14 protein-coding genes and 1 pseudogene are annotated in these 18,589 nt (G+C 35.3%); 12 read left to right on the forward strand and 3 right to left on the reverse strand.

The annotated features are described in order from the left end of the window. Positions 1-127: 127 nt before the first annotated feature. A complete protein-coding gene (locus tag GKP30_RS11885; RefSeq protein WP_216829662.1) occupies positions 128-1,195 on the reverse strand; it encodes an AbrB family transcriptional regulator in 1,068 nt (355 codons plus the stop codon). A 226-nt stretch (positions 1,196-1,421) separates the two neighbouring features. Here GKP30_RS11885 and GKP30_RS11890 point away from each other — a divergent pair, with 226 nt between their 5' ends. Beyond that, complete coding sequence (locus GKP30_RS11890; RefSeq protein WP_236035053.1) at positions 1,422-4,277, forward strand: DEAD/DEAH box helicase; 2,856 nt, start codon at positions 1,422-1,424, stop codon at positions 4,275-4,277. 15 nt (positions 4,278-4,292) lie between these two features. Further along, positions 4,293-4,670, forward strand: a pseudogene (locus GKP30_RS23515) (DEAD/DEAH box helicase); the annotation flags it as partial. 331 nt (positions 4,671-5,001) lie between these two features. On the opposite strand, the gene GKP30_RS11895 reads toward GKP30_RS23515, so the two are convergent. Continuing rightward, positions 5,002-6,585: a bifunctional metallophosphatase/5'-nucleotidase gene (locus GKP30_RS11895; RefSeq protein WP_216829663.1), complete on the reverse strand. Its 1,584-nt coding sequence runs from the start codon at positions 6,583-6,585 to the stop codon at positions 5,002-5,004. A 385-nt stretch (positions 6,586-6,970) separates the two neighbouring features. Further along, a complete protein-coding gene (locus GKP30_RS11900) occupies positions 6,971-7,402 on the reverse strand; it encodes a hypothetical protein (protein ID WP_216829664.1) in 432 nt (143 codons plus the stop codon). A gap of 343 nt (positions 7,403-7,745) precedes the next feature. On the opposite strand from GKP30_RS11900, the gene GKP30_RS11905 reads away from it, so the two are divergent. The 10 genes from GKP30_RS11905 (at position 7,746) to GKP30_RS11950 (ending at position 18,491) form a co-directional block, all read left to right on the forward strand. Continuing rightward, positions 7,746-7,943, forward strand: a complete 198-nt coding sequence (locus GKP30_RS11905) for a hypothetical protein (RefSeq protein WP_216829665.1) — start codon at positions 7,746-7,748, stop codon at positions 7,941-7,943. 62 nt (positions 7,944-8,005) lie between these two features. Next, positions 8,006-8,296, forward strand: coding sequence for a DUF6509 family protein (locus GKP30_RS11910; RefSeq protein ID WP_216829666.1), 291 nt, complete (start codon positions 8,006-8,008; stop codon positions 8,294-8,296). Positions 8,297-8,815: 519 nt separating this feature from the next. Beyond that, on the forward strand, positions 8,816-9,856 hold the full coding sequence (locus GKP30_RS11915; RefSeq protein WP_216829667.1) for a fatty acid desaturase: 1,041 nt from the start codon (positions 8,816-8,818) through the stop codon (positions 9,854-9,856). A 226-nt stretch (positions 9,857-10,082) separates the two neighbouring features. Beyond that, the gene (locus GKP30_RS11920; RefSeq protein WP_216829668.1) at positions 10,083-11,216 is read left to right on the forward strand and encodes a sensor histidine kinase; all 1,134 of its coding nucleotides are present in this window, start codon (positions 10,083-10,085) and stop codon (positions 11,214-11,216) included. Beyond that, positions 11,213-11,809, forward strand: a complete 597-nt coding sequence (locus GKP30_RS11925) for a response regulator transcription factor (RefSeq protein WP_216829669.1) — start codon at positions 11,213-11,215, stop codon at positions 11,807-11,809. Before GKP30_RS11920 ends, GKP30_RS11925 begins: the two co-directional genes overlap by 4 nt. Positions 11,810-12,912: 1,103 nt before the next feature. Then, the gene (locus GKP30_RS11930) at positions 12,913-14,082 is read left to right on the forward strand and encodes a type 2 periplasmic-binding domain-containing protein (RefSeq protein ID WP_216829670.1); all 1,170 of its coding nucleotides are present in this window, start codon (positions 12,913-12,915) and stop codon (positions 14,080-14,082) included. Positions 14,083-14,138: 56 nt separating this feature from the next. Further along, positions 14,139-15,455, forward strand: a complete 1,317-nt coding sequence (locus GKP30_RS11935) for a TRAP transporter large permease (RefSeq protein WP_236035055.1) — start codon at positions 14,139-14,141, stop codon at positions 15,453-15,455. Positions 15,456-15,482: 27 nt separating this feature from the next. Beyond that, a complete protein-coding gene (locus tag GKP30_RS11940; RefSeq protein WP_216829671.1) occupies positions 15,483-16,004 on the forward strand; it encodes a TRAP transporter small permease in 522 nt (173 codons plus the stop codon). 96 nt (positions 16,005-16,100) lie between these two features. Then, positions 16,101-17,672 carry an acyl-CoA synthetase gene (locus GKP30_RS11945; protein ID WP_216829672.1) on the forward strand — a complete coding sequence of 524 codons (1,572 nt, stop codon included), beginning with the start codon at positions 16,101-16,103 and terminating at the stop codon, positions 17,670-17,672. A 30-nt stretch (positions 17,673-17,702) separates the two neighbouring features. Further along, positions 17,703-18,491 carry a crotonase/enoyl-CoA hydratase family protein gene (locus GKP30_RS11950; RefSeq protein WP_216829673.1) on the forward strand — a complete coding sequence of 263 codons (789 nt, stop codon included), beginning with the start codon at positions 17,703-17,705 and terminating at the stop codon, positions 18,489-18,491. The last annotated feature ends 98 nt before the right edge of the window (positions 18,492-18,589 follow it).

Consider the following 18,589-nt stretch of genomic DNA (forward strand, 5'->3'; position numbering starts at 1 on the left):
AAAAAGAAGTGGGACAATAAAAAAAGTGCACTTGATATTTCCAGTAATAGGAGTATCGGGTGCACTTCCTTATGTACCGCTGAAGGAACTAAAAAAGATTTCGGAGCATTAAAGGTCTAATTTACGATTATGCGGCATGCTTTGTAGCATTCTTCTTTTTGAAATACCACTTCAAAATCGGTGGGACACATACAATAATGAGAAGGATACGCGTAAGCTGTAGAGCACTTACAACAGCAGGGTCACCTCCTACGTATGAGGCAGTTAACACCATTTCGATAATTCCACCAGGTGCTACACTTAAAACCGCTGTCGCTAAATTCAGCGAGGTGAAATGTGCCAATACAGCACCTAAACCAAAGGAAGTGATAATTAATATTAATGTAATACCGAAATAGATGAAACAGTATTTTCCACCTAATCTAAGGTCTGTAAATGAAATATTTTTACCAAGACTAATTCCAACCGCCATTTGCGCTGCAAGTAAGACTAAATCTGGAATACTCGGTAGGTTGACAACGCTAATATTCATAATGGCTGTAATGGCTAGTGGTCCGATTACGATCCCAGCTGGTATCCTATTTCGAACGATCACACCAACAAAGATAGGGAGCACAAACCATAAATAATTCCACCCACCCAAAGTCAATCCTTCAGTGACGATGTCTATCGTTTCAGTTACCCGCTGTTCACCAGTAAAATAAAAGACAATGACAGTTGGTACGATGAACAGAACTGTTAGTAGACGGACAGTCTGAAAAATCACGACTAATGAAGATTTTGCGTTTAGAGATTCGCTAGCGATAACCATTTCAGTAAGGCCACCGGGAATAGAGCCAAATACACTAGTAACTTCATCAACATCAATCCATTTTGTTACGAGCGTACTTATAAAAATACTTACACCAATAATTAAAATAGTGATTACAAGAAAAGGTAAAAAATAGGGCCAGATTGTTAGGAATGTTGCAGCTGTAAAATATAAGCCAAAATAAATTCCGAGGATAATTAATCCTGTATTTTTAATAGGGCTAGGCCAATTAGCTTTGCGTTTTGAAAAGCCTTGCCAAAGCATAACAAAAGTCAATGGACCTAACACCCAGGGTAATGGGAGGTTCGCAAGACTAAAGATATATCCACCTATAAACCCTAAAACAGTAGTTTCTAATAAGCGATTCAATTCGCTGCTGTTCATTTAAAAATCCCCTTCATGTCTATAACTATGAAAATATTAACACACATTTAATATTTTCGCCTCTCGAAGTATATTACCTAATAAATTTACAAGAATTTACACATTTAAGTTGAAGCTTGATTAAATCAAGTTAAATTGGACATAGAGATAATAGCCTAGTTGGATGTTCGTTTTACACAGTAGTATAATGCAATTAGAACTGCGTATAGGAAGAGTTGAGGTATTAATGCAATCAAAAATGGATTTATCACTTACAAAATCAGAAATAAAAAATATGTTTTCAAGTACAGTTTTTAGTCGAGGGCTTGTTTATTATTATGAAAATCGAGTAGAAGACTTGTACTATGATACGGAAGAAGAGGCTTGGCATGCTTCGGTTAAAGGTAGTGAATCGTACGATGTGGAAATTAGTGTTAAGAGAAGTGGAATGGTCGTTGATCATTGTAATTGTCCTGCTCATTCTAGTTACGGTGAATGTAAGCATAGTGTAGCGGTTTTACTGAAATTATCCGAACAAGGTTCACTAGAAGAAAGCCAATCCTTTTATGAAAATCAACAAAAACAAAGAGGCTATACTGCTGCTAATGCGCTCATAGAATCATTTACGAATTTACGCCCCCAACAAATAATTCAACCACACACAAATGAATTCTTAACGGTTGAATATTATTTAAAAATACATAACTCTTATTCGATAAATGATAAGTATTTTTTTACGATTGAATTAAAAGTTGGTCCAAAACGAGCGTATGTGGTTAAGAAAATTGGTGAATTCCTAAAGCATTTTCATGAACAAAAGTCATACTTTTTTACAAATCATTTTAGTTATGATCCTTATGATCATCAATTTGCACCTAAAGATGAAAGAATCTTACAAATGCTCTATGATATGTATGCCCAAGAACAATTGTATGGACGCATGTCTTCAAATCATTGGTCAAAAACTTCAATCATACCAGATCGTGAATTGCTAATTGCTCCTTATTCAGTTGATAGTTTACTTTCTACTTTTAATGAAACTGGTACCGATTTATTATATAGTGATGCGTACGGTAGATCAAAAAGCATTGCGGTCCATCCAGATTTTCAGTTGCCATTTTCAGTTGGTTTATTAAAAGGTGAGGAAAATGAATTTATAATCGATCTTAGTAGCTTACAAGATCTGTTCTTTATGGAGATGTATGGTTACGTATTTGATGAAATGAACTTATATAAATTAACGACTGAACAACAAACATACATGAAGGAATTAGACCGTTTTTTAACGCAAGAAAGACTCGCAATTTCTAAAGCGCAAATCGAACAGTTCGTTTCACATGTTGTTCCGAAGTTAAATAAACTTACAACGATTAAAATGGATGAAGCTCTTCAAGATGAATTGATCAGTTTCCCGTTGCAATCGAAAATTTTCATTGATTATGATCATGAAAAATTGACGGTAAAAGTTGAGCACCATTATGGTGACATCACCATTAATCCGTTTGAAAACAGAAGTCAAGTCGAACAAATTGACGATAAAATCATTATTCGCGATGTAGACATTGAACAACGTGTGATGGATGTGATTGAAAGCTCCTTTTTAAAAATTAACGGTGACCAATTATATGTAGACGGTGATGAAGAGATATACAACTTTCTTTTTTATACATTGCCTCTTTTTGAAAGAACGGCGGACGTTTTTCTGACGAATGCAGCAAAAGGTTTATTAGGATTTGAACAGTATGAACCGTCTACATCTATTGATATTGATTCAAGTGGGAATTGGCTTGAAGTTAGTTTTAACGTTGATGGAATAGAGCAAGAGGCTGTTCAAGCTATTTTACAAGCGGTTGTAGAAAAGAAACGGTTTTACCGTTTGCCAAATGGTGCTTTTCTATCTTTTGAAGATCAATCGTTTCAACAAATGGATCAAATCTTCCGTCAGTTAGATATTCAGGGATCGCAGCTTGAAGATGGTAAAGTAGAAATTCCTCTATATCGAAGTATGCAAATCGAAAACATAATTGGTGAAGATGAGCACTATAAAGCCAAGTATAGTAAAGCATTTCGGAGGCTTCTACAAAACTTAAAACATCCTGATGAACTTGATGTTACGGTACCTGAAACGGTTCGAGCCCAACTACGAGATTACCAGGAGTTTGGTTATCAATGGTTTAAGACATTGTCCTCTTACCGATTAGGTGGGATTTTAGCCGATGACATGGGATTAGGAAAAACATTGCAAAGTATTACGTATCTTGTTTCAGAAAAAGAAGAAAATCCATCAGAATTTCCTTCACTTGTTGTGGCACCGGCTTCACTCATATATAACTGGAAAAGTGAATGTACTAAGTTCGCCCCTAGTTTAATAGTTGAGGTTATTGATGGGGGGCCTGAAGAAAGAAAACAAAAGCTTGAGGACTTAAAAGGTGTGGATGTTTGTATTACGTCTTATCCTTTGATGCGGCAAGATACCGAGCTATATGCTAATAAAACCTTCGATACGCTTATTTTGGATGAAGCTCAAGTGATCAAAAACCCGCAAACGAAAACGTTTAAAGCAATAACTTCGATACGAGCACCGAAACGCTTTGCGTTAAGTGGGACACCGATTGAAAATTCAATCGATGAATTGTGGTCAATTTTTTACGTGTTACTCCCAGGCTTTTTTCCAAAAAAACAAGATTTTAGTAAGCTTGAGCTTGAACACATATCGAAAATGGTCAAGCCCTTTATATTACGTCGCTTGAAAACCGATGTCTTGAAAGAATTACCAGATAAAATTGAAACTGTGCAAATTTCTGAGTTAACGAAGGCGCAAAAAGAATTGTATGTTGGTTATTTACAAAAAGTAAAACAAGAAACAACAGAAATTCTTCAAACAGAAGGGCTTAATAAAGGCAGAATCAAGATATTAGCTGCTTTAACAAGATTACGTCAGCTCTGCTGCCATCCATCTTTATTTCTTGAACAGTATGAAGGCGGCTCTGGAAAATTAGAACAACTTCTTGAACTCGTTCAAAGTGCGGTTGGTAATGGAAAGAGAATTTTAATTTTTTCCCAATTTGCTTCCATGCTAAAATTGCTCGAAGATCGAATATAAAAAGAAGGCTATAACTATTTTTATTTGGACGGACAAACGCCTGGGAAAGAACGTGTCGACATGGCAGAGCGATTTAACCAAGGAGAAAAGAGCTTGTTTTTAATTTCATTAAAAGCAGGGGGAACAGGTTTGAATTTGACAGGTGCAGATACTGTTATCCTTTATGATTTATGGTGGAACCCAGCAATTGAAGAACAAGCTGCAGGGCGAGCTCATAGAATCGGACAGAAAAATGTCGTACAGGTAATTAAAATGATCGCACAAGGAACGATCGAAGAAAAAATTTATGAGATGCAACAAACGAAAAAAGAGCTTATTGAAAAAGTAATTCAACCTGGTGAAACGATGTTAACAAGTTTAACGGAACAGGAAATTCTAGATTTGCTGGGGTAGAGGTAATCTTGATAAAAACAATAATATAAAACGTTGGTGTAAATAAGTGGCCTAGGTATAGGTCGCTTATTTTTATATAATTTTAAAGTTATTCTAGTATATAAAAACGCTATTTGAGCTGTAGTGTTTTGTGTGTATCATTAGACATAATGTAAAATCGTTCATTCTACGTGCATTCAGGGAGGACATCTCTATTAACAAGTATGAATGCTACTTGATGTAATGTAACAGTGTTACGTTTTAGTCAGCTTGATTTTACGGTGGTTGTTTACGAACGAATATATGTTGCATAAATATAAAAAGCTAACTCCAGTGGAGTTAGCAGTTACTATTAATCATGTACGACTTTCCAATTATTATTAACGGTTGCATCGATAACTTTTCGTTCTAAAATATAATTTGCTAGAAGTTCAGAAACATCAAGAGGAATGTCTTGGACAACTTCTTTGTTTTGGAACATAGTATAATCACCACCACCACCAGCACGGTAGTTATTCATTACGACAGTGTATTCTTTTTCTAAGTCAATCGGTTGACCTTGATAATCAAGCCGTACAATTCTCTCGCCAAAAGGTCTAGAAATATTAATTTCATATTCTATACCTTCCCACATATCGTAATTATAATGCTGGGGTTTAGGTGTTGTGAACTCTGGATTAACCTCAATTTCTTGTCCGTTATAAGTTGCGAAATAGGAGGCTGAACGTTCAAGTGCACCTTTTATATCTTGTCCACTAATTCTTATTACTTTTAATGTGTTTGGATAAATGTAATTTGATACGATATCCCGCATCGTCACATTTGAATGTAGTCCAGGAGATTCGTTATTAAATAAGGCAGTGTTAGAAATATCGACTTTGGCAGCATGCATTTGGACCTTATTAATAAATTCAATTAAAGCATTATCCTTCGTGCGAATTTCTAATGGATCGTTGACTAACATATCACCGTTAATCTTACCAATAGGTTGATCGAGCCACGCTTGTGTTTTCTTCTCAAATGATTTAGTTAATTCAATGACATGGGGATCAGCTTCCACCGTTTCATCAACTTTAATTAGTTCAGCTTTTTTTTCAATGATTTCCCACTTATCTGTTTGCTTTTCCAATGAAATTGACACATGCCCTAACGCTTGCCCTTTATCACTTGGTTGAACAATTGTGACATTGTTTATTTCCCCAACAAGAGAGCGATGCTGATGTCCAGTTAATAATACGTCGATCCCGTCAACTTCTTTACATAAAGCATACCCCTGATTTTCTCCTGTTAATTGTTCAGTAGGTTCACCTGAAGAAAGGTCACGCTCAAATCCGCCATGGTATGATACGATCACAACATCAACGTTCTCTTCATTACGTAAAATCGGTACCCACTTTTTTGCTGTTTCTAGAGCATCCGCAAATGTGATACCTTTAATATGGTTAGGATTTTCCCAATTGGGTATGTAATGTGTTGTTAAACCTAAAATTCCCACTTTTAGTTGACCATCGAGTTCCTTTACAGTGTATGGTTTCTCGAAATAGGGTTTGTTTGTTTCAGTGTTCAAGATATTCGCTGAAAGCCAGGGGAACTGTGAATCGCTAATGGATTTTTGCAAAACTTCTTGTCCATAATTAAATTCATGATTACCAAGCACTGCCGCGTCGTAACCAATATAGTTCAATACTGAAATGACTGGATTAATCCCTTCATTACTAACTCGAGCATAATAGTAAGTCAAAGGTGTTCCTTGAATGACATCACCGTTATCAATAAGCAACGTATGAGATCTATTTTGGGCTTTGTATTGTTTGATTAAGGTAGATAATTTAGCAAATCCTACTTGGCTCGTTGCATTATTGCCATAATTTATTGGCAAAATATTGCCGTGCACGTCACTTGTTTCGAGAATAGAGAGTGTTACTTTTTTTGACATTATAGAGACTTCCTTTCTTTAGTGAACCCTTTAGAAATGAATAAAAGACTGGGTATTCTAGTGGTTTTGAGGATTTAGTAGGAAAGAGTATGGATTGTAATATGGCATCCGCCTAAGTAATTATGTAGTTTAATGAAAGTTACCTATTCACGCTAAAAATAACTTATTTCGTTTCCTAAAGGTATTTTAGCTATTGATACGTGCTAATAAATACATATTAAGGGCGATGGCAGCCTTTTGCAATAGTTAACACTATGGATGGGGACAGGGGAACATCTCCCCTGTGAATGTTTAAGCTTGTTACCTGAGGCAAAAAAAATCGATGATTTTCATAATTCAAAGTAATTGTTCTATAACCAAGGCAAAAAAACGGCCAGAAACGGTATTAATTTATTGAACATTTTTGTTTATGTTCTATTCTTTTTATAATGTCTTTCAATATCTCGGTATGTACCGATGCCCAAGCTTGTTCACGATAGTGCAGTAAAATAAAAATGATTGCAAAGCAGGTAAAGAAAGACAGAAATATAAATATAAAAAGTAAATTTCCTTCAGCTGTTTCTTGTATTTGCTTTGAAAATATTAGACCCAGCCAAGGTAAGATCGATATGAGCAATGGGAATGTTCCGCTGCCATTTTGTTCCTTAATCATTCGGTATTGGATCATCTTTAATTCATTAAGAGGGAGAGATTCGTAAAACTTTTGGATTTTATAAATTTCATCAATTTCTCTTAATTTCTTAACTGGATATTGCTTATTAGCTGCTTTCTTTATTTTTTTATAAAACTTATGAGCATCTCCTCGAAATTGTTCCATCAGTAATACCTCCTCATAACCTCTAGAAACTTATGCTACTTACTGGAGCCCTTTTCTAGATAGGGCGCAAAAATTGCTTCTGTTTCAGTTAGTCTTTTGAAAAGAATTAATTTTATGCTCCTTTATAATTAAAAAGTAACTTTTTGGCTTAGGTTTTTTGAAGATTTACAGAAAAAACTTCCTTTACCGTCAGAATTACAGTTGGACTATTCGACAAGATAAAATGACAAAATTACAGAATAAAACATTAGGCAAATTACGGTAAATCATATAAAATAACAGTTAGATATCATGTTGCTAGTATAGGGTAGCAAAGTGCTTGCTGATAGAGGAGGGTAAGGTTTTGAGTGAAGAAAGTAGAGTTCAATTAAATGTAAGGATTAGTAGCGAAACAGCGAAACAATTTGAAGAGATTGTCGAGTATTATCAAAAAAACACAAAGCTTGGTCGAGTTTACAAAGGCGATGTTTTAACAGATATTATAGAAAAATCTCATCAAATTATGCAAAAACAAAAAGCGTTAAGTAATAAAAAAATGTAAAGAATAAAGAATGATAGTTAACACCTTTTTGGTCTAGTTAGTTAAAGAAAGGATGATGTAAATTGAAAATTACAGGACATGCAGTTGAAAAGATTGAGGATACGACTGGGATACTAATGGGCGAACGATACGAATTTACTTTATCTATTGAAGTAGAAGAAGATGATGAATTACATACAGAAAATGGATTATATTTAAGAGTAATATTTGCTATTAATAATCAAGAAGGGCGTATTGTACAATACCACTTTCATGAAAAATCAACAGATGAGCCACTTGGATTCGCCTTAGAAGAGGACGAAGAGGCGTTCATTACTGATTATTGTAAGCAACAAGTTGAAACGGCTCTATAAAAAAAATAAAGGCGCTTTTAAACTCGTGAAGCAGGCTGACAAAATGTCAGTCTTTTTTATTTTTTTATAAACCTAATTTAAAGATTATAGTGTCCCAACTTTTGGGAGCACTAGTAGTATCTAAAGGCTCTTTTCTCAAAGATTGTTGCTCTAAGCTATTGGACAGTTAACCAAGCGTAAGCTTGGTTCTTCACGCTTTAGCGTGAAGCTTTTGCACATAAATTAGCCAGATGGACAAATGAATTTGTCCATTAGGGCTAATTTATGTGCAAAAAACGGTCTAATAGCAACAGAGTTTACGAAAACAGCCTATCTAAAAGATTGTAAAAACAGCCTTTTTTGGAAGTTGTAGTTTTGAATCAGAGCTTGATTTTTTGTAGTATCTTTCTAAATATGTTATTTATTTACTTTGATATATGACATTTATCATGTTTTTTATGTGACATGTATGTCTTCAAGACTTTGTTGAAAACGTTTAAGCTGTAAATATAATGAAACAATGAGGAAGTGAACAAAATAATGTCAAAACAAAATCATAGTCAGTTAAGGAAGCAAATTGCTCCTTATGAGAAGTCCAATACAAAAGCAAGTGTTTGGCAAGTATTTAACACGTTGATCCCATTCTTTATCTTATGGATCTTCGCTTATTTAAGCCTTTCAGTTTCTTATGTTCTAACGTTTATGATCTGTGTTGTTGCAGCAGGGTTCTTAGTTCGTATCTTCATTATTTTTCATGATTGTTGTCATCAGTCATTCTTTAAAAATCGACGCGCCAATCAAATCCTCGGTACAATAACTGGAATTATGACCTTTGTTCCGTATGAACAGTGGAAACATAGTCATTCTATCCATCACGCAACGAGCAGTAATTTAAATAAAAGAGGTATAGGAGATGTTTGGGTATTAACTGTTGATGAATATATTCGTTCATCTTTCTGGCGTAAGCTGGGTTATCGAATTTACCGAAATCCATTTGTTATGTTCGTGTTAGGTCCAATTTATATATTTCTAATTGATTACCGATTTAATGCGAAAGATGCTAGACTTAAAGAAAGAATTAACACGTATGTTACAAACGTTTCTATCGTAGCTATTATTGGAGTATTATGCTGGACAATTGGTTGGCAGGCTTTTCTTTTAATTCAAGGTCCTATCTTTTTAATATCAGGATCATTAGGTATTTGGTTATTTTATGTTCAGCATCAGTTCGAAGACTCGTATTTTGAAAACGAAGAAGAGTGGGATTATGTGAAAGCTGCACTAGAGGGAAGTTCATACTATAAATTGCCGAGAGTACTTCAATGGTTAACGGGGAATATCGGCTTTCATCACATTCACCATCTCAGTCCACGTGTACCTAATTATAAGCTTGAAGAGGTTCATAATAACCATCAGGCATTACAAGACGTACAGACAATTACTATCCGCTCAAGCCTAAAATCACTTCATTTCCGTCTTTGGGATGAAAAAAATAAAAGGTTCATTGGGTTTAAAGAACTTAAACAGCTACAAGCGAAAAAGAAATTAAATCCACCAAAAGTTTCGGCTTCAGTAAAGTAAGTGTTTAAATTAAAAGTTTATGCCTCCTCTTTTTTACGAAAGAAGAGGCTGCTTTTTTATATTAGTGATAGGAAAGGTATAACTTCCAGTCCATACGCCGCTAAACGGGGCACTGTCGCTTTTCTTATTGTCTAGCTCTAGCGCCCTCGAGACGCTAACCAGGACACTTCCGCTTTTCTTGTGATAATATAGTTAGAAAGACGATGTTAAAAATGAGGTTTCTATTATGTTAAAAAAGCTAAAAAGCCTTCAAAAGAATTCGGGCATAACTCCATATATTTGGAGTGGCTTTAGTATTCTCCCATTCTACTTTATCTTTCAATCTTCATCTACACCAGAAATTATTGCTGGGATTACCTTGACTATATTGTTCTTTATAGCGTATCGATTTGCTTTTATGTCCAAGGAGTGGCCAGTATATGTTTGGACAGGTATTTTAATTTCCATTTCAATTACGATGACGGTCCTGTTTCAATTTATTTATTTTGCTTTTTATATTGCCTACTATAACGGAAATATTAAAAATAGAATTGCCTTTCTAACACTGTATATCATTCATTTAGTTTTCACTACTATTGCAATTAACTATACAATTGTCATGAATGGTGACGTTTTTTTAAAGCAGTTACCTTTCATTATCATTGTCTGGATTGGTGTTATTCTTCTGCCATTTAATCTTTATAATCGAAAGAAACAGGATCAGCTTGAAGAGAAGTTAGAGGATGCAAATAAACGAATTGCTGAACTTGTAAAGCAAGAAGAACGTCAACGCATTGCTCGCGATCTCCATGATACGCTAGGCCAGAGGCTGTCACTCATTGGTTTAAAGAGTGACTTAGCTAGAAAATTAATCTATAAGGACCCAGAGCATGCTAGAGAAGAATTAAAAGATGTGCAACAAACAGCACGTACGGCTCTTAATGAAGTGCGAAAAATGGTTTCACAAATGCGTGGCATCCGCATTAAAGAAGAGATTATTCACGTGAAACAAATTCTTAAAGCAGCTGAAATTGAATATGAAATAGAAGAAGCTCCATTAGTTAATGTATCACTATTTTTAGAGAACATTTTGAGTATGTGTATGAAAGAGGCAGTTACAAATGTAGTTAAACATAGCAAAGCCTCAAAGTGTCTTATTTCAATCGTTCCATTCGCTAATGAAATTTGTATTACAGTGCATGATGATGGCATTGGCATGAATGAGGATGAGGACTTTTATAAAGGTAGCGGTTTGCAAGGAATGAGGGAGCGCCTCGAATTTGTGAATGGTAGTTTAGAGATTAATTCTTACCAAGGAACAACGCTTAAGATGAAAGTACCAAGAGTAATTAAGCAGATGGAAAAGGAGGAGTCACTATGATTCGTATCGTCATCGCAGAAGACCAACGGATGTTATTAGGAGCACTAGGTTCGTTATTAAGTTTGGAAGATGATATGGAAGTTGTTGGGAAAGCCTCAAATGGAACAGAAGCTATAAACTTAGTTCATCAACATAACCCAGATGTTTGCATTATGGATATTGAGATGCCTGAAAAAAGTGGCTTAGAAGCAGCGGAAGAGTTGAAGGGATTAGCTTGTAAAGTAATCATCCTAACTACTTTTGCTCGTTCAGGTTATTTTCAGCGCGCATTAAAAGCAGGCGTGAGTGGATATCTACTGAAGGATAGTCCGAGTGAGGAGCTGGCGAGTTCCATACGTGGTGTAATGGCTGGAAGAAGAGTGTATGCTCCTGAATTAATGGATGATTTATATAGTGAAAACCCATTAACAGAGAGAGAGAAGGCGGTATTAGAACTCGTTGCTGATGGAAAAAACACGAAGGAAATTGCACAAGAATTAAGCATTAAGACTGGTACAGTCCGTAATTACATTTCTACGATCTTGGATAAATTAGAAGTTAAAAATCGGATTGAAGCCATTACACAATCTAAAGAAAAAGGATGGTTTAAATAATTTACTGGACGGATTCTATAAATAATAGAACCGTCTTTTTATTGATCTTTGTTAAAAGAAATTTTTGATATACGTGATTTTAGACTCCAATGTGTGAAATGTTTAATTCTACTTTTATCAGTAATCAGTCCAGAATTAACATGGTTCTTTTAACAGTGCTTTATATAAATATAATAACATAAAATAATTTCAATAAATTTTCTATTTCCTCTTGATATTGTTTGAATTTTCTAATAAAATTAGGATTAAATTTCAACATGTTGTCTAATTTATCGATAAAAGAAGAGATTGAAAAAACTTCCAAATTTATTATTAGAGTGAAATCTATATTTTTTTGACTTTTGATTAACTTGGTATTTTGTATTTGAACAAATGTTTAAATTATCCTCTTTACTAGAATTTTATTTAGCTAATACAAATTGAATGTTATAAGCGTGACTTTCGTTTGTATCTACATTAAACACTGTACATTAACAGAAAATGTAATCCAATCTATACCCTTAACCTTCATACTCTATGAAACAGGCCTTGTTCTCCTAAAAAATCAAAGTTAACGTCTCAACACTAGTAAACTTATATACCATTTATATCCATATATTTAAACCTGAATTTAAAAATTAAATTTTTTTATAATTAAAGAGGTAATATTCCTATGAATAAAGAATTATAAAATTAGGAAAAACATTTGAACATAGTTTAATTTTATTTTAATATTCTAGAATATTCTTCTAAACTAATTTTTTGCAGTTTAGAATTGAATAGATATAAAATCATGGCTATCACACGAAAATGAAATAATTTATGGGGGGGATTTCTGGATATTGAAAATATGATATCTAAGTCTAGGTTAAATAGTTGAATGTTGTTGAGCTGATAGTGATAATTAACATGTTAAAATGAAATGATCTTTGGTATAAACAAACTACTACTATACAAGTGAATGTAATAATAATGATGCCGACACTATTACAATGAGAATTAGTGATATTAAATTCTTTGAAATGAAAGCGCTTACGAGATGCGGTTAATTAACACTAAAATGAACATTTCTAGATTTAAATATCCGAATATTTAAAAGATTACGTTAAACAGGGGGTTTATTAATGAGACAAATGAAAAAGGGACTATTATTAACGGTATTTTCTTTAATTGCATTGGTTTTTATCGGTTGCTCATCTAACCAATCGTCTGCTCCAAATGAAAACAATGAAGGCAATGATAATAATGATGCAACTAATAACCAATCAGAAGAAACAATTGTTTTACGAGCATCCTCGGGATTACCTTCCCACCATGTGTGGTTAGAGTCTTTCGTATATGGTTGGATGGAAAGAGTAGAGGAAGAATCAAATGGTCGTGTTCAATTTGAAGTGTTTACAGGTGGGGAGTTAGTTCCACTAGGTGGGGAATTCGATGCATTAAATGCGGGAACGATTGATATTGCTCTTCCTGTTATGCACCTCTATGATCCACACCGTTTCCCATTATCGGAAATTACGATGATCCCATTAACAGCTTCAGGTACAGAAGTCGTTAATAATGCCTACCACAATTTAGTATATAGCGACCGTGAGCTTCAGGACGGTAAAACATTCTACGAATTAGAAATGGAAGCAAATGGATTAAAAGCTTGGGCAATGAATGCAGGTGAAGCTTACGTTATTAATACAGTTGGAAAAGAATTTAATTCACCAGAAGACTTTAATAACGCAAGAATTCGTACTGGTGCACGTTTAAGTGAGATGTTTATTACGAACCTTGGTGCTACTTCTATAAGCATGCCCCAAACAGATTCTTATGACGCGTTAAGCCGAGGTGCTTTAGATGGTAACTTAATGACGGTTGGTGATTGGATGTCTTGGGGCTTCCAAGATTTAATTAAATATGTACTTGAAGGGGCAAATATTGGACACTTTACTTCTGTATTAGGTATGACACAAGAAAAGTGGGATAGTTTACCAGCAGATATTCAAGAAATTATGGATACTGCAGCAAAAGAATTACAAGTAGCTCAAGAAGCTAATGACTATATGGTTGCAAAAGATATTGAAGTACGTGAACTTGTTGAAGGAGAAGTTGTGTTTAAAACGATTAACGACTTAGATGATGAAACAAGAGACCATGTTGTTCAGGCGATGGAAAAAACATGGTTGGATTGGATCGAGTTAATTGAAGCACAAGGTTCTCCTGGAAAAGAAGTAGCAAAACTATGGAGAGACTTAATTATCGAAGCTGGTGGAGATGTACCAGATGCAGTTCGAGATCTTGAATAATTAATTAGTAGAGAATGCTTTAATATACAACTTATACTAATGGAGGTGAATTTTCCTTGGCAGATCCAATTATGTTAACGATATTCTTCGTAGTATTTATCGCCCTTTTACTACTAGGCTTACAAATAGGTACTGTTCTATTAGTGACAGGGATTCTAGGAATTTTCTTACTTGGTGGTATTGGCCCACTTACAGGTATTTTACAAACGGATCCTTTTACAAGGGTAGCAAGTTATGCATTAACGACAATACCTCTATTTGTATTAATGTCCCAGTTTATAATGCATTCTGATATTGTTAAATATTTGTACCACCTCGTTTTTAAAATGTCCCGTGGTAAGCCAGGAATTTTAGGAGTATTTACAATCATTCTTGGTGGATTTTTAGGGGCAGTGTCTGGATCTGCAACAGCTATTTCTGCTACACTAGGACAAATTTCTGTTCCTGAATTAAAAAAACATGGTTATTCTGAAGATCTCGCAGGGGCTATCGCTGCCTCTGCGGGAACTCTTTCAACGTTAATCCCACCATCTATTGGATTGATTATTTATGGAGCAATTACGCAGACACCAGTTGGTTCTCTCTTTATGGCAGTTATTATACCAGGGATTTTAACAGTACTCGTTTTAGTAATTTGTACTTCAATTATGTTCCATTTATCAAATAAAGGAAGAGTTGCTGTAAACGAAGTAGCAGCAACTACAGTAGTTGAGGAAATTCCTAAATCAAAATATATTATTTCAATTATTGCTAGTATCGTAATCATGGGTGCAATCTTTGGTGGGATATATGCAGGTGTGTTTACTCCTACAGAGGCTGGTGGAGTTGGGGCATTTGTAAGTTTAGTTGCCGCCTTTTTACTAGGAAAAGTTAATAAAACGTTTATAAAAGAATCTTTTATGAGCACTGTAAAAATAACATGTATGGTTTTATTCATCATGATTGGGGCAGCGGTATTTGCGAGATTCGTATCTTTATCAATGCTGCCGAGAAAATTAATGGGGTTATTAGAGCCGTTAGCTTCCACTCCAATGCTGGTTATCATTCTACTACTTGCAACCTACTTTATTTTATTTATGTTTATTGAAGGGGCAGCTGTTATTTTAATGACAGTTCCAATTACACTACCTTTAGCTGAAATGGCAGGGTTAGGTGCATTAGAATTCGGTATTCTTTTATGTGTAGTTGGAGCAGCAGGTATGTTAACGCCTCCGGTTGGACTGTGCGTTTATGCGGTTTCGGGTGTGACGAAAACACCGATTGAAAAGTTGTTTAGGCATACGACCATTTTTGCAGTTGCTGTTACGGTAGTGGTTGTTACGCTTTCACTTCTTTTCCCGCAAATTATTACTTGGTTGCCTAGTACGATGTAAATTTTAAGATAAAAGGATGTGAAAACATTGGAGGGAAAAATTGACGCTCTATATAAAGGCTTTAATGTAATTAAGAATGGCGGACTTATCCTTGCTGGTATCGCAGTATTCTTAATGATGGGGTTTATTGTAGTAGATGTGTTGCTAAGAAATGTATTTAGTGCATCTCTATCTGGAAGCTATGAGATTATTCAAAGATACTTAATGCCACTAGCTGTTTTTCCAGCTATAGCAATAACGTACTCTTCAGGATTAATGCCTAAAATTACGATGTTTGTAGAGAAACTATCTGGAAAGGTTCAATACATTATTAACTTGTTCCTACTATTTCTTGAAATATTCGTGATGATTTTAATCTTCTATTATTCTTGGAGGTATGCTATTCAAGGATTACAAGCGGGTGTTACATTCCCAGCTGGCGGAAAGATGTATCCGCTTTATCCAGTTCTCTTTTTAGTTCCTTTAGGTTTTGCCCTACTTACGATTGAACTTGTTTTCAACATTATTAAAGAACTTATGAAAAAGCCGTTTTCAAGCCGTACTACTTGAGATTAATTACTTTATTCTAGGCGCTGTTAAAGGAGTCTGTTGTAACGGACACAAACCATCAACAGCGCCTTATATAAAAAGATGAGGAGTGAATAAATGAGTTCTTCTACATTGTTTTTATCCAGACAACAGTTGGTTGGAGAAAGTTTAAAAAGAGCTGCACAACAGTCGCCAAATAAAGACGCCTTTGTATATGAAGGGTTTCGTGTAACGTATCAACAAATGGAAGAAAAGGCTAGCCAAATGGCTGGCTGGCTTCAAGAACAGGGTATTACACATAATGAAAAAGTGGGCTTTATATTAAAAAATGGTCTTCCGTTTATAGAAACTTTCTTTGGTGTGGCACTTTCAGGTGGAGTTGGAGTACCTATGAACTTCCGCTTAGCTGCTGGTGAGATTGAATACATCGTCAATAATTCTGATTCTAAAATTCTCATCATTGATGCGGAATATGTGGATGTCATTCAAGAAATTCGTAAGCGAATCCCAAAAGTTGAAAAGGTTGTTGTCGTAGGTTTAGAAAATTCAACAGATGATTTGATCAACTACGATTCTATCTTTGATGCTCAATGTGAGTACAAACCAGTTGAACAACTTCGAGATGAAGATGGTTGTATGATCGTTTATACTTCTGGAACGACTGGTCGTCCAAAAGGCGCAGTTCTTACTCATAAAAACCTGTACCAGAACGGTATGAATTGCATATGGGAATTTAAGCTTCAGTATGAGTGTAATCAACTTATTGTAACACCGTTATTCCATGTAGCAGCAATGAATTCGTTAGTAACTATCTGTTTAGTGAAGGGAACGACATATGTTCATCGAGACTTTGATCCTGTGAAAGTCCTACAAACGGTAGAAACGGAAAAAATTAATACACTCTTCCTTGTTCCAGCAATGTGGAACTTCATATTACAAGTACCTAATGTAACGGAATATGATGTCTCTTCGATGAGAACGTGTATGACTGGTGGAGCAATTTGTCCACTAGAGATTAAAGAAAATGTAATGAAGTTATTTTCAAATGCTGGTATTTTTGATGTTTTTGGTCAAACTGAAATGAGCCCAGCTACAACGGTTCTACAACCAGAAGATGCAATTCGGAAGTTACGTTCAGTGGGACGTCCATTTATAAACGTAGAAGTTAGAGTAGTAGACGAAGATATGAATGATGTACCTGTTGGAGAAGTAGGTGAGATCGTTTACCGAGGACCTACTTTAATGAAAGAATACTATAATAATCCCGAAGCAACTGAAGAAGCCTTTAAAGGTGGATGGTTTCATAGTGGTGACCTCGTACAAATGGACGAAGAAGGCTTTGTCTACGTAATGGACCGGAAGAAGGATATGATTATTAGTGGTGGAGAGAACATTTATCCTGCAGAAGTTGAAGATGTTCTCTATAAACATACTGATATTTTAGAAGTTGCTATAGTTGGTGTTCCTGACCCAGCGTGGGGTGAAAATGTAAAAGCATATGTTGTTCTTAAACCTGGTAAAAGTTTAACTGAACAAGATGTTATCTCATATTGTGCGAGTCATTTAGCCTCTTATAAAAAACCTAAACATGTTGAGTTCCTAGATGCACTTCCGCGGAACGCCTCTGGTAAGGTGTTGAAATACGTACTAAAGAACTCACATAGTAGTAGAGATGAAAAGGTACAGTAAGATTTATAATAAGAAAGGGGTTCCACACTATTGAACTACGAAGCTATTCTTTTTGAACAACATGGGCCAGTCGCTTTAATTACTTTAAATCGCCCTGAAGCAATGAATGCAGTGAATGCTCAATTATGGAAGGATGTTGGCCATGCATTAGAGCGGTTTTCTGAAGATGATAATCTTCAGGTCGCTGTAATAACTGGCGCAGGTGACCGAGCTTTTTGTGCGGGCGCAGATTTAAAGGAAATTGCTTCTGGAAGAAGTATTCTACCTCCAGGAGGAGAAAAGTGGGGATTTGCTGGTATCGTGAACCATTTTGTTTCAAAACCAGTTATTGCAGCAGTTAATGGCTTTGCATTAGGTGGAGGTACAGAGATTGCATTAGCTTGTGATTTAGTCATTGCTTCAGACAAGTCTAATTTTGGCTTACCAGAAGTGAAACGTGGACTTATCGCTGGTGCTGGTGGACTTCTTCGTTTACCACGTCAAATCCCTCTAAAAGTCGCGATGGAAGCTGTTTTAACAGGTGAACCAATTACTGCTAAAGAAGCTTTGAAGTGGGGTTTAGTGAATAAAGTGGTTCCTCATGAAGAAGTAGTTAAAGCAGCGTTAGAACTCGCTCAAAAAATAAGTAAAAATGCGCCATTAGCACTTAAGGCTAGTAAAGAAACGATCTACCGAGGACTTGATTGTTCTCTTGATCACCCACCAGAAGCATGGGAAATTAACAATGATCATATGAGTGTGATTATGAATTCACAGGATGTAATAGAAGGTTCTCGTGCGTTTGCAGAAAAGCGAAAACCGAATTGGAAGGGCTGTTAAGAACAAGAGAAAGGAGAGGGGTAAACTGGTACCTGTAGTTAGGACACTTGAAAAAGAGTGTTTTATCTACAGGTATTTTTTTATATACTTGAATTCAT

This window comes from Alkalihalobacterium elongatum (genome assembly GCF_019024285.1).
GTDB lineage: Bacteria > Bacillota > Bacilli > Bacillales > Bacillaceae_F > Alkalihalobacterium > Alkalihalobacterium elongatum.